The sequence below is a fragment of the Pelagirhabdus alkalitolerans genome, assembly GCF_900096905.1.
In the GTDB taxonomy this organism is placed as follows: domain Bacteria; phylum Bacillota; class Bacilli; order Bacillales; family Amphibacillaceae; genus Pelagirhabdus; species Pelagirhabdus alkalitolerans.
Window position 1 is genome coordinate 155,779 of record NZ_FMYI01000002.1, and the last position, 12,939, is coordinate 168,717.

The window sequence follows — 12,939 nt, forward strand, 5'->3', positions numbered from 1 at the left end:
GCTTTATGGCAAGAGGACAGCAAGAATTAACCGGTCGCCAAAAAGCAGCTATTCTGCTTATTTCAATGGGTCCGGACGTTTCAGCTCAAGTTTATAAACACTTAACTGAAGAAGAAATTGAAAAATTAACGTTAGAAATATCATCAGTTAAAAAAGTAGAATCTGATCAAAAAGAAGAAATTTTAGAGCAGTTCCATCAAATTGCATTAGCTCAAGACTATATCGCTCAAGGTGGTATTGGTTATGCCAAGACTGTTCTAGAAAAAGCAGTGGGTGGAGATGAGGCGCAAAATATTATTTCGCGTTTAACTTCTTCCTTACAAGTAAAGCCTTTTGATTTTGCTCGTAAGGCAGACCCAGGACAAATTTTGAATTTTATTCAAAACGAACACCCGCAAACAATTGCGTTAATCTTATCTTATCTAGATAAAGAGCAAGCGGGGCAGATTTTGTCAGAATTACCTCAGGAAGTTCAAGCAGATATTGCGAAGCGTATCGCGATCATGGATTCAACCTCTCCAGAGATTATTCATGAAGTTGAACAAATTCTTGAACGAAAACTTTCGGCGACAGTCACTCAAGATTATACACAAGCCGGTGGTATTCCAGCTGTTGTTGAAGTGTTAAATGGTGTTGACCGAAGTACTGAACGAACGATTCTTGATGCTTTAGAAATTCAAGACCCTGAATTAGCTGAAGAAATCAAGAAAAGAATGTTCGTATTTGAAGACATTGTTACACTTGATAATCGTGCTATTCAGCGTGTTATACGTGAAGTTGAAAATGATGACCTTCGTCTCGCACTTAAAGTTGCAAGTGAAGAGGTACAGGAAGTTGTCTTTAATAACATGTCATCGCGTATGGCAGATACCTTTAAAGAAGAGATGGAGTTTATGGGGCCTGTGCGCTTACGTGACGTAGAAGAAGCACAAACACGTATTGTTGCAGCTATTCGACGCCTAGAAGAAGTCGGAGAAATTGTCATTGCACGTGGTGGAGGAGATGATATTATTGTCTAATCCCCACAACAAAACCTCTTCAAAAGTGATTGGCATAAAACCAATTACGTTCCCTAAGTTTGATGATGGAGTAGAATCAGCTACAGAAGGAGAGCAACTAGAGGGTATTGAAGATCAAATTGCAAATAAAGAAGCTGAATTAAATGAGTTACGTGAAAAAATACAAATAGAGCGTAAAGAAGCTGATCATGCAATCGAACAGGCAAAAAAAGATTGGGAAGATGAAAAGCAAAAGCTCATAAAGGAAACAAGAGAGCAAGGTTTTGAACAAGGGTTCCAAGAAGGAAAAACTGAGGCAGAATCTGCTTTTCGTGCAAAATTGGATCAAGCCAATCATGTAATTGAACAAGCTTACTTGGAACATGAAACGATTATCAATCAGAGTGAACCTATTATTTTAGATTTGGCTGTAAAAGTTGCTCGAAAGATTGTTGCTAAAGAAGTAGAACAAAACGATGGTTATTTGACACTTTTAAAAAAAGCAATTGAAGATGTGCACGATCAACCATCTATTAAAATTCATACAAGCTCAAGTATGTATGAATACGTCAGAAGCAACCAAGATCAATTAATGACACTTTTGGATGCGAATATTGTATTATCCATTCACCCTTCTGTTGAATTAAATCATACAGATTGTGTAATCGAAACGCCTTTTTCAAGATTAGACGTATCAATAGATCAACAGTTCACTAAGCTACAGCATGCTTTGAAAGAGACGGCGGAGGCGATCAATCGTGGAGATTGAGACTTATCAACAAACCATTGATTCATTAGATACTTTTATTAGATTTGGAAAAATTAAACGTGTAGTCGGTTTAATGATTGAGTCAGTGGGTCCTGCTGTTCAAATCGGAAATGTATGTTATATCCATCCTAAGAACGGGGAACCCATTATAGCTGAAGTTGTTGGGTTTAATGACGATAATGTTCTATTAATGCCTTATTCGCAAATTACAGACATTGGACCAGGTAGCTTAGTCGAAGCGACGGATAAGCCTTTAACAGTAAAAGTTGGTAAATCATTAACGGGTAAAGTTGTTGATGCACTTGGTCAGCCACTTGATGACTCGCAACTGCCAGTTGGATTAAAATCGGTTAACACCGAACAAATGCCACCGAATCCACTCAAACGACCAAGAATTACGGAACCTATTGAACTAGGGGTTAAGACGATTGACTCGATGTTGACGGTTGGTAAGGGTCAAAGAATTGGGATTTTTGCTGGTAGTGGTGTCGGTAAAAGTACGCTTCTTGGGATGATTGCCAGAAATAGTGAAGCTGATATTAATGTTATTGCACTTATTGGCGAAAGAGGCCGAGAAGTAAGAGAGTTTATCGAAAAAGATCTTGGTACACAAGGATTGAAACGTTCAATAGTAGTTGTCGCAACATCTGACCAACCTGCTCTAATGCGAATTAAAGGTGCTTATACAGCGACAGCCATTAGTGAGTATTACCGTGATTTAGGTTATAATGTCAACCTAATGATGGATTCGGTGACACGTGTAGCTATGGCACAACGTGAGGTAGGCTTAGCAACAGGTGAACCCCCAACAACAAAAGGGTATCCACCTTCTGTATTTGCTGTTTTACCTAAACTTTTAGAACGAACAGGGACAAGTGATAGAGGTACTATTACGGCATTCTATACTGTCCTAGTTGATGGCGATGACCTTAACGATCCTATTGCAGATACAACACGTGGGATTTTAGATGGTCACTTTGTTCTAGATCGTAAACTAGCTGAACAAGGCCAATTTCCAGCTCTTAATGTGTTAAAATCAATTAGTCGTGTGATGCCTCAGATTACGACTGATGAAGAACAAAAAGCGGCAATGGAACTTCGCTCACATTTAGCTACCTATGAAGAAAACTATGAATTGATTCAAATCGGCGCTTATAAAAAGGGAACAAGTAAAAAAGTAGATGATGCAATTTCACTACACCCAAAAATTATTGAATTTTTAAAGCAAGATGTTGATGAAAAATGTCAGCGTGAAGAAGCGATTGATCAAATGAAATCCGTCTTAAATGGAGGGAGTCATTGATGGCAAGTATTAATGCATTTAATAAGATATTGGATCATCAAGAACGTGAAAAAAATATCGCTCATAAAGATTATCAACATTCGGTTGAAGAGTTTGAGACCGTTGCTGAACAACTTTATCAATTGTTGCAAAAAAAAGAACAAGTTGAGCAAGAATACAACTATTACTTAAAGTCATCAGGTACAGTAACAACACTTGCCACACATTATGCGTTTATAGAACAAATTAAGAAGAAGATTGACAATGTGCAGGTTGAAGTTAATAAGAAAAGATCCATTATGGATCGAAAGCAACAAAAATTGACAAAGGCACACATAGAAGTTAAGAAATTTGAAAAAATCATCGATCATAAGATTGAACATGAACATGAAAAGTTAAAATATCATGAAAACAAAGAAATGGATGAAATATCATCACGGCAATATTTTAATCGTGGAAATAGGTGACGTATATGGCTCAAAAATCAAACAATGAAAAGCCAAAGCGAGCAAATCTAATACAATGGCTATTTCTCATTTTGGTACCTCTTGTACTCGTTGTTGTTATTATGGTTATATTATTTAGCTTACTAGATATAGATCCTGTCGCGAGAACAAGAGAATTTGCAAATTCTGTACCTATTGTGAATCAATGGGTGACTTCAGAGGAAGAAGAAGAATTTGAACGAAGAGAAAACCGATATATCAATCAAATTGATGAGCTCGAACAAGAGATTGACCAACTTGAAGCTGAACTTATGTCAAAATCATCTGAAGTTGATGATTTAAATCAAGAAATTGTTAGTTTAAATCAACAGATTGAAGACTTATTAGATGATGCTGAAAGTGAAGAAGAGCTTGATGCCAATTTTGATCAATTAGTCATGAGTTATCAGGAAATGGCGCCTGCAAATGCCGCTAACATTTTATCAAATGCATCCAATCAAGTGGTTGTAAGGATTTTAGAAAGTTTAGAAGGGGAACAGAGGGCAGATATTTTAAGCGCTATGGAACCTGAATTAGCAGCTGAGATCACTGAACAATTAATGAATGATTAGTGAAGAGTTAATAAAACTTGAAAGGAGGTGAAAAAATGAATATCGCAAGCTTATTAAGTGGAATGGCACTACCAGATGTCGATATCCGCTCAAAAGTCAGTCAAAAACAAGAAAGTGGATTTTTAGAAACACTTACTAAAAACATGACTGGTTCAGAGTTGAAAGAGACTTTATTAACATTTGAAAGTGAAGAGACTTCAGACCTTGTTTCATTGTTAGATAATTTATCAAGTGAAGAAAAAGAAATCTTGTTAGAATGGGTTGATCAACTCGTAACTGATATTGACTTAGATGAACTCATCGATTTAGATTCAATTAGCGAAAGTGAGTTTACTAATCTTATAGCTCCATATGTTGACGATATCATGACTTCAAGCGAGACTGAACTTGACTTGGAAGGTTTATCTAAAGAACAACGATCAATTGTTTCCGATTTATCTGAGTTATATGACACGGATGAAGACGAAAGTCAAATAGTGCTGAGCCAATTATTCGTCCCTTTAGCCTCCGATGTCAATTTTGAAGAAATAGACGAATCGAAATTAGATCGAATACATGACAAAGTCGAAGACATGCAGGCTATTATGGATGACTTTTCAACCGATGATAAGCAAGGTGCTAAAGAATTGCTAGCCATCATGAAGCAGTTATACACAGAAGAGAGCGCTACGCCCAGTATGATTGAACAAGTCATGAGCAAGCAACCTAATGCTGATCAATCTATTGACCTTGGGAAAATATATGAGAAATTTCATCAAAAAATGTCGTTACACAATAAGACAGCTTATAAAACGGATACGACGGTTACAGGGTCAGACGTTTTAAAATGGATAAAGAATGCTGTTTCAAATCAAATGAGTGCAGAAGAGAATTCTCAATCGTTTGGACAATTGTTTAACCAACAACAAACTCACGCTCCACTTGAACAATTATCCGTTCATTTATCAGGAAATACCGAGTCAGTTGATTCAATGGCTGAAGAATTGTTAGCGAAATTTGAGCAAGCCATGGCTCAAAGTAAACTATCGTTTGGGAAAACAGGATCAAACCAATTGATGTTAAGGTTAACACCTGAATCATTAGGTAATGTATTGGTCGAAATGACTGAAATTGATGGTGAAATGATGGTGAAGCTAACTGCATCAAGTCAATTAGCCAAAGAAGCATTAGAGGCGAATATGAAAGAGTTAAGACATATGTTCTCACCACATAATGTGACGGTGGAAAAACAAGAACCAGAAACATTAACAGTTGATCAACAATCCAATTCACAACAAACTAACGAAGAAGAACAGACGGATCAAAACCGTGAACAATCCATTTTAGAAGATCAATCCAGCGAAGACGAACAAGAAGAAACGATTAGCTTTAGTGAATTATTACAAGAGGAAGGGGTGTAGTTAATGACTAAAATAGATCCTTCGTATTTTATCCAAAATCAGCAACGATCTGAACCGAGCAGTGAGTTGGGTAAAGATGAATTTCTTAAACTTTTAATGGCGCAAATCCAAAATCAAGACCCATTAGATCCAATGGATGATCGCGAGTTTATTTCACAGATGACAACTTTTTCAAGTTTAGAACAGATGATGAATATGAATGAATCCATTCAAGGCCTCGTGGAAAATCAAAAAATGTCTCCTGTCGTTCAGTATAGTCATTTGATTGGTAAAGAGGTCAGTTATTATAAGTTAGATGAAGAAACAGGGGAGGTCATGCAACCTCAAGAAATAGAAACGAGTGAAGTGGTTGCCATCAGTGAAAAAGAAGGATACGCCGTGATTGAGCTAGAGAACGATCAATCCATTTATACAGATGAGATCGTTCGTATTAATAACGGGGAACAAGGTTAAGGATCATGTTAGATCATCGTATTCAACATGTACCCAAACAAGCCTTACTTAAACCGCAATCACATGTTCAGAATGAAAAAACAGAGACTAAGCGATCATTTAAAGAAACGTTAGATAAAGCAACAGATGAACTAAAAATAAGTAAGCATGCAAAAAGCCGATTAAATGAACGAGATATTGCCATTTCAGACGAGAAATGGGCAAAAATCGAAAGCTCAATTAAAGATGCAGACAAAAAGGGAATTACAGATTCACTTGTCATAACAGAAGATAGTGCGCTTTTAATAAGTGTTAAAAATAAGACGGTTGTGACGGCAATGGATCGATCAGAAGCCCAAAGTCGTGTCTTTACAAACATTAATGGAACGATTTTACTCGATTAAGGCTGGACCTATTCAGGAGGCCTAGGATGTCGTTGACTGATTGACACGACAATCACACTAAGGAGGAAACAATATGTTAAGATCAATGTTTTCAGGTATATCAGGTATGAAAGGTTTTCAAACACAACTTGATACAGTAGGTAATAATATTGCAAACGTTAATACATCGGGGTATAAAAAAGGCCGTACAACATTTCAAGATATGATGAGCCAGACGGTCGCAGGTGCTTCAGCACCAACGGATATCCGTGGTGGTATTAATGCTCAACAAGTTGGTTTAGGTTCGCAAGTCGGTTCGATTGATAATATCCACACGCAAGGTAACCGTCAAACGACAGATCGAACTCTTGACCTCGCTTTAGAAGGCGATGGCATGTTTATCTTCGCTACTGGTATAGATGATGATAATTTTGATTTAGCAGATGCTAATCTAGAGTACTCACGTGCGGGGAATATGTATCTTGATCAAGAGGGTTATATTGTCAATTCAAATGGACAATACCTTGTCGGTTCGCAAGAAGGTACGGAAGAAGGTCAAGGAGAGCGTATCCAAATTCCAGAAAATGCTGCAAGCTTTAGCATTCAAGGAAATGGGGTTGTAAACTATATTGATGAAAATGGTGACACACAAGAAGCTGGACAAATTACACTTGCTAACTTCTCAAACCCAGGTGGTTTAGAAAAAGTAGGATCGAATATGTACCGTTCTTCAGTAAATGATGGTATGCAAGGAGAAGACGGCATTCCTGATTTAATTGAACCAGAATCTGGTGGTGTGGCATCAATCGTATCTGGCTCATTAGAAATGTCAAATGTTGACTTGGCAGAAGAGTTCACCGATATGATTACTGCTCAAAGAGGCTTCCAAGCGAATACCAGAATCATTACAACTTCGGATGAGATTTTACAAGAACTTGTTAACTTGAAACGATAGATTGGAGGAAGGGGCAAGCACGTGATGAGCTTGCTCCTAACATAAACTTATGATAGAAGTGACGAATTTTAAAGGTGATCCATTCACGTTAAATGCCATGTATATCGAGAGAGTACAATCATTTCCAGATACGACGATTACACTCATTAATGGTAAGAAACTCGTTGTCAAAGAAACCGAACAGGAGATATATGATCGTGTATTTCATTTTTATCAGTCAATCGGTTTAAGTGGTTGGCAACAAAAAGTAGGTGAAGATAATGAACAGTAAAATTTTTAAAGTGATTTTAGTTATTCTAGGTGTTATTACGATTTCAGGTATGGGGGCTATTATTTATCTTCTCGTAAATGAAGATGATCCTGATCGCGAGCTAACGTTAGACGAACAATTAGAGTATGCTTATCAAACAGAAGAGATCAATCTAGATTTAGAAGATCGACGTTTTGTGCAACTTCAATTTAGTATTATTACAAATAGTGAAGATGCTAGAGATGAAGTGGAAAAGAGAGAGTTCCAACTAAAAAATATTTTAATTAAAGAATCGGTTAATTTATCATCTAGTGAACTACATGAGGATTTAGATAGTTTAGAAAGATTGTTGAAAGAAGAAATGAATGAGCAAATGGAAGAAGGGGAAATTACCGACATTTACATTATTAGTAAAATTGTACAGTAATAGTACTCCTTACTAGGAGGTGAGAGTGATGGCAGATGAGGTACTATCCCAAAATGAAATTGATGCCCTACTTTCAGCATTATCATCGGGTGAAATGGATGCTAACCAGTTAAAAGAAGAGGAACAAGAGAAAAAAGTTCGTGTATATGACTTTAAGCGTGCCCTAAGGTTTTCAAAAGACCAAATTAGAAGTATATCGCGTATTAATGAGAATTATGCTAGATTGTTAACGACGTATTTCTCAGCACAATTAAGGACTTATGTACATATATCTGTTGCTTCGGTTGATCAGATACCGTACGAGGAATTTATTCGATCAATTCCAACGATGACGGTTTTGAATATCTTTAGCATGTCACCCTTAGACGGCAGAATTATTTTTGAAATTAATCCTAATATTGCTTATGCGATGCTTGATCGAATTTTGGGTGGTAAAGGTAACAGCATTAATAAGATTGAAAATTTAACAGAAATCGAATCCACAATTATGTCAAATTTATTTGAAAAATCGTTGGATAATTTAAAAGAAGCATGGTCTTCTGTCTCTGAGATTGACCCTATGCTAGAAGAGTTTGAGGTGAATCCACAATTTCTTCAGTTAGTATCACCTAACGAAACGGTTGTTGTTGTTTCGTTGAATACAACAATCGGAGAAAGCAGTGGAATGATTAATATTTGTATTCCTCACGTCGTATTAGAACCAATTATGCCTAGGTTATCTGTTCATTACTGGATGCAGACTGAAACCCAGAAAGAACGCAAACCAGAGGAATATGAAAGCTTAACAGAAAATATTGAATCCACAAAAATTGATGTTAGTGTTTTACTAGGAAAAACGTCAATATCGATTCAAGACTTTTTGGAGTTAGGAAATGATGATGTATTAACGCTCAATCAGTCGATAAACGAACCACTCGTTTTAGAATCTGACAAAGAACCACTTTATCATGTACAACCTGGTGAAAAAGGTAATAAAGTGGCAGTTCAAATATTAGAAGAAATTCAAGGGGGGTCCCCAAATGATGAATGATGGAATGTTATCTCAAGATGAAATTGATGCACTACTTAATAATACAGATGATGAAGAAGAAACAGAAGAAGTTCAAGAAACATCGGCAGATGAGCAAGATATTAGTGACATTTTATCTGATATCGAAGAAGACGCACTAGGTGAGATTGGCAATATATCGTTTGGCAGTTCCGCAACGACACTGGCAACACTTTTGAACCAAAAGGTAGACATTACAACGCCAACGATTTCTGTTATTCGTAAAAATGATTTAGAAGAAGAATTTCCGCATCCACATGTGGGTGTAGAAGTTGAATATACAGAAGGATTTGAAGGCGCTAATTTATTCGTTCTTAATTCAAATGATGCAGCCATCATAGCTGATTTGATGTTAGGTGGAGATGGTGAAACAGACTCAGTTGAACTAAATGAAATTCACATGAGTGCGGTTCAAGAGGCGATGAATCAGATGATGGGAACAGCTGCTACGAGCATGTCGACAGTCTTTTCTAAACGTGTTGATATTTCACCGCCATCAACTATGATGCTAGATGTTTCTGAAGAATCAAGTGAGAAGTATATACCTGACGATGACATTTTGATTAAAGTAGCTTTTCAATTAAAGATTGGTAACTTAATTGATTCTCAAATCATGCAGTTATTACCAACACAGTTTGCAAAAGATATGGTGGACAGCTTATTAAATGCACCGTCAAAAGAAGAGCCAGCGAAAGAAAAAGCAGAACCAACACCAGCTGCACAGCCAACACCTGCACAACCGCAAGCTGAAAGTGCTCAACCGTCACCTGCTATGCAACAATCGGCTCGACAACCAAAATCGATCGGTGAACCAACACAAGCAAATACAGAAGTTCAACAAGCGCAGTTCCAAAGTTTTGAACAAGTTGATTTACCGAAAGCAGAAAAGCGTAACTTAGATATGTTATTAGATATTCCATTACAAGTAACAGTTGAATTAGGACGAACAAAGAGAGCAGTTAAAGACATATTAGAACTATCTTCTGGCTCGATTTTAGAATTGGATAAATTAGCCGGTGAACCTGTTGATATATTAGTGAACAATAAACTAATTGCTCAAGGTGAAGTTGTTGTTATTGATGAGAACTTTGGTGTCAGAGTGACTGATATCGTTAGCCAATCTGATCGCTTGAATAAATTAAAATAGGTAATAGGAGGAATGAATAAATGGCACATTCAGTTTTGATTGTAGATGATGCAGCATTTATGCGTATGATGATTAAAGATATTTTATCTAAAAATGGATTTGAAGTGGTTGGTGAAGCAGCAGATGGTCAACAGGCTGTTGATCAGTTTGAAGAATTAAAACCCGATCTTGTCACGATGGATATTACCATGCCTGAAAAAGATGGTATTCAAGCATTAAAAGAAATTAAAGCGATGGATCCGAACTCAACCGTTATTATGTGTTCAGCAATGGGTCAACAAGCAATGGTCATTGATGCGATTCAAGCTGGTGCAAAAGATTTTATTGTAAAGCCATTCCAAGCGGATCGAGTATTAGAGGCTATTAATAAAGCATTGGACTGATGAGATGAAACGTATTATTGCAATGACATTGATGATTCTCATGTTGTGGGCTCCTGAGTCTATAATGGCCGAGGAGAACAACCAATCTGTTCGTGACTATTTCGACAATGAAGAAGTCGAAATAGATGATTCCGATCAAGACGAACAATCTGAAGAACAAACGACAAATCTAACAGATGAACTCGCTCAAGAGCAGACCAATGTTTTCGTATTAATGATTCAAGTTGCTTTAGCATTAGCGTTAATTATTGGATTGATCTATTTATTATTAAAATTCTTTAATCGAGCATCTCACGGTAATAAAGAAGGTAAGCATTTGCAGAATTTAGGTGGTATTTCTGTAGGTTCTAATAAATCGATTCAAACAATTAAAGTTGGAGATCAAGTATTCTTAATCGGTGTGGGAAATGATGTCTCTTTATTAACAGAGATAACCGATGAACAATCAAAACGTAAAATGTCAGAGCAAACAAAAAGTACTGGCTTCGACCATCAATCGATACTTAATCAAATTTTACGTAAGAATTCGGAAGAAAAGACAGACAAGAATAAAGATGTAACTAATGAAACGAATGGTTTTGGGTCGCTATTTAAAGGAGAACTTGATGCAATGAAGAACAAACGAAAAGAAATAAGATCTCATTATGAGGATCATGATTAATTATGAATGAATTTATTGATATATTCGCTGGAACAGACCCTGAAGCTGTCTCAACTTCAGTTCAACTTTTATTATTATTGACGATTTTTTCTCTTGCGCCTAGTATTCTTATTCTCCTAACAAGTTTCACAAGAATTATCATTGTTTTATCTTTTACAAGAACATCTTTAGCAACACAACAGATGCCACCGAATCAACTCTTAATAGGAATCGCTTTGTTCATGACATTTTTCATTATGGCTCCAACATTTCAAGAGATTAATGAGCAAGCTATATCCCCGTTAATAAATGAAGAAATTGGATTAGAAGAGGCTTATGATGAAGCAAGTGAACCCATTAAAGATTTTATGGCAGGACATACAAGGCAACGTGATTTAGCTTTGTTTTTAAACTATTCTGATACAGGGCCTGTAGAGAGCATTGATGATGTTCCTTTAACAGTGATGATACCGGCTTTTGCAATTAGTGAACTCAAAACAGCATTTACAATGGGATTTTTGATTTTCATTCCATTTCTGGTCATTGATATGACAGTGGCAAGTGTACTTATGTCAATGGGTATGATGATGTTACCGCCTGTTATGATCTCGTTGCCATTTAAAGTGTTGTTATTCGTCTTAGTGGATGGTTGGTACTTAATAACAGATGCCCTACTAAGTGGATTTCTGTAGTGTAAAAGGAGAATGTGATAATGAGTTCAGAACTCGTAATAAGCCTTGCAGAACAAGGTATTATAACCGTGCTTATGGTAGCAGGGCCACTCTTAATATTAGCGTTGTCAGTCGGTTTGTTGGTCAGTATCTTTCAAGCAACGACGCAAATTCAAGAACAGACGTTAGCCTTTATCCCGAAAATCGTCGGCGTTATGGTAGGGATTGTCATCTTTGGTCCATGGATGTTGACACGATTAGTTGAATTCGCGTCTAGTATATTTCTTAATTTGAATCAGTTTGTAGGTTGAAAATATGTTAACTTTAATTGACTTAAATTATTTACCAGCCTTTTTACTTGTACTCATTCGCATTGTTTCTTTTATTGCAACAGTGCCTGTCTTTTCTTATCAAAATATACCTACACCATTTAAAATAGGGATCTCTTTTTTTATGAGTTGGGTTTTAATTTTTACACTTGATATACCAGAGATTGCTATGGACTTAACCTATGTGTTACTCATTTTTAAAGAAGTTTTGATCGGCATTATCATTGGGTTAGTCGCTTATCTTATTATTACAGTTGTCCAAATAGCTGGTGGATTTATTGACTTTCAAATGGGTTTTGCGATCGCAAACATTGTAGATCCACAAACAGGGGCTCAAAGTCCTGTTATTGGTCAATACTTTAATATTTTTGCTATTTTATTTTTATTAGCCGTGGATGGTCACCATTTATTTATTAATGGTATTTATTATAGTTTTGAGGTTATAGCACTTGACCAGGCAATCCAATTATCGGATACAAATTACATTATGGCTGTTGTGACATTATTTAATCAATTGTTTCTTATGGCATTTCAGATGGCTATACCAATTGTTGGAGGATTGTTTTTGGTTGATGTTGCATTGGGTCTTATCGCAAGAACAGTACCACAATTAAACGTATTTGTCGTGGGGATCCCGTTAAAAATCACAGTGTCTTTATTTCTAATCAGTATGTTTGTTGTAATTTACATAAATCTTGTACAAAGTCTATTTGGTTACATGACTGAAATGATGGAAATCTTCATGCGGATATTAGGAGGGGGTTAACA

The 12,939-nt window shown here is 36.4% G+C and carries 18 protein-coding genes; all 18 read left to right on the forward strand.

Annotated elements, in window-relative coordinates:
• Window positions 1-5 precede the first annotated feature (5 nt).
• The 18 genes from fliG to fliR all read left to right on the forward strand — a co-directional run bounded on the left by fliG (window position 6) and on the right by fliR (window position 12,937).
• Complete coding sequence (gene fliG, locus BLR62_RS02960; RefSeq protein WP_090792973.1) at window positions 6-1,019, forward strand: flagellar motor switch protein FliG; 1,014 nt, start codon at window positions 6-8, stop codon at window positions 1,017-1,019.
• Window positions 1,012-1,767, forward strand: a complete 756-nt coding sequence (gene fliH, locus BLR62_RS02965; protein ID WP_176759197.1) for a flagellar assembly protein FliH — start codon at window positions 1,012-1,014, stop codon at window positions 1,765-1,767. The genes fliG and fliH overlap by 8 nt, the downstream gene beginning before the upstream one ends.
• The gene (gene fliI, locus BLR62_RS02970; RefSeq protein WP_090792980.1) at window positions 1,757-3,070 is read left to right on the forward strand and encodes a flagellar protein export ATPase FliI; all 1,314 of its coding nucleotides are present in this window, start codon (window positions 1,757-1,759) and stop codon (window positions 3,068-3,070) included. The genes fliH and fliI overlap by 11 nt, the downstream gene beginning before the upstream one ends.
• Entirely contained in the window at window positions 3,070-3,516 is a 447-nt protein-coding gene (gene fliJ, locus BLR62_RS02975; protein ID WP_090792983.1) for a flagellar export protein FliJ, read from the forward strand. Before fliI ends, fliJ begins: the two co-directional genes overlap by 1 nt.
• Window positions 3,517-3,521: 5 nt before the next feature.
• On the forward strand, window positions 3,522-4,106 hold the full coding sequence (locus BLR62_RS02980; RefSeq protein WP_090792986.1) for a MotE family protein: 585 nt from the start codon (window positions 3,522-3,524) through the stop codon (window positions 4,104-4,106).
• Window positions 4,107-4,141: 35 nt separating this feature from the next.
• Window positions 4,142-5,506, forward strand: coding sequence for a flagellar hook-length control protein FliK (locus tag BLR62_RS02985; RefSeq protein ID WP_090792989.1), 1,365 nt, complete (start codon window positions 4,142-4,144; stop codon window positions 5,504-5,506).
• Between the two features lie 3 nt (window positions 5,507-5,509).
• Window positions 5,510-5,959: a flagellar hook assembly protein FlgD gene (gene flgD / locus BLR62_RS02990; RefSeq protein ID WP_090792992.1), complete on the forward strand. Its 450-nt coding sequence runs from the start codon at window positions 5,510-5,512 to the stop codon at window positions 5,957-5,959.
• 5 nt (window positions 5,960-5,964) lie between these two features.
• Entirely contained in the window at window positions 5,965-6,342 is a 378-nt protein-coding gene (locus BLR62_RS02995; RefSeq protein WP_090792995.1) for a TIGR02530 family flagellar biosynthesis protein, read from the forward strand.
• A 73-nt stretch (window positions 6,343-6,415) separates the two neighbouring features.
• Entirely contained in the window at window positions 6,416-7,276 is an 861-nt protein-coding gene (gene flgG / locus BLR62_RS03000; protein WP_090792997.1) for a flagellar basal body rod protein FlgG, read from the forward strand.
• A 49-nt stretch (window positions 7,277-7,325) separates the two neighbouring features.
• Window positions 7,326-7,547, forward strand: coding sequence for a flagellar FlbD family protein (locus BLR62_RS03005; RefSeq protein WP_090793000.1), 222 nt, complete (start codon window positions 7,326-7,328; stop codon window positions 7,545-7,547).
• A complete protein-coding gene (locus BLR62_RS03010; protein WP_090793004.1) occupies window positions 7,537-7,953 on the forward strand; it encodes a flagellar basal body-associated FliL family protein in 417 nt (138 codons plus the stop codon). Before BLR62_RS03005 ends, BLR62_RS03010 begins: the two co-directional genes overlap by 11 nt.
• Before the next feature lie 28 nt (window positions 7,954-7,981).
• Window positions 7,982-8,983, forward strand: a complete 1,002-nt coding sequence (fliM, locus tag BLR62_RS03015; RefSeq protein WP_090793007.1) for a flagellar motor switch protein FliM — start codon at window positions 7,982-7,984, stop codon at window positions 8,981-8,983.
• Window positions 8,973-10,148, forward strand: a complete 1,176-nt coding sequence (gene fliY, locus BLR62_RS03020; RefSeq protein WP_090793009.1) for a flagellar motor switch phosphatase FliY — start codon at window positions 8,973-8,975, stop codon at window positions 10,146-10,148. The genes fliM and fliY overlap by 11 nt, the downstream gene beginning before the upstream one ends.
• Before the next feature lie 20 nt (window positions 10,149-10,168).
• On the forward strand, window positions 10,169-10,531 hold the full coding sequence (locus BLR62_RS03025) for a response regulator (RefSeq protein WP_090793013.1): 363 nt from the start codon (window positions 10,169-10,171) through the stop codon (window positions 10,529-10,531).
• A gap of 4 nt (window positions 10,532-10,535) precedes the next feature.
• A complete protein-coding gene (locus tag BLR62_RS03030; RefSeq protein ID WP_090793016.1) occupies window positions 10,536-11,192 on the forward strand; it encodes a flagellar biosynthetic protein FliO in 657 nt (218 codons plus the stop codon).
• 2 nt (window positions 11,193-11,194) lie between these two features.
• The gene (gene fliP, locus BLR62_RS03035) at window positions 11,195-11,863 is read left to right on the forward strand and encodes a flagellar type III secretion system pore protein FliP (protein WP_090793019.1); all 669 of its coding nucleotides are present in this window, start codon (window positions 11,195-11,197) and stop codon (window positions 11,861-11,863) included.
• Window positions 11,864-11,883: 20 nt separating this feature from the next.
• Window positions 11,884-12,153 carry a flagellar biosynthesis protein FliQ gene (fliQ, locus tag BLR62_RS03040; protein ID WP_090793022.1) on the forward strand — a complete coding sequence of 90 codons (270 nt, stop codon included), beginning with the start codon at window positions 11,884-11,886 and terminating at the stop codon, window positions 12,151-12,153.
• A 4-nt stretch (window positions 12,154-12,157) separates the two neighbouring features.
• The gene (gene fliR / locus BLR62_RS03045) at window positions 12,158-12,937 is read left to right on the forward strand and encodes a flagellar biosynthetic protein FliR (RefSeq protein ID WP_090793025.1); all 780 of its coding nucleotides are present in this window, start codon (window positions 12,158-12,160) and stop codon (window positions 12,935-12,937) included.
• Window positions 12,938-12,939 lie beyond the last annotated feature (2 nt).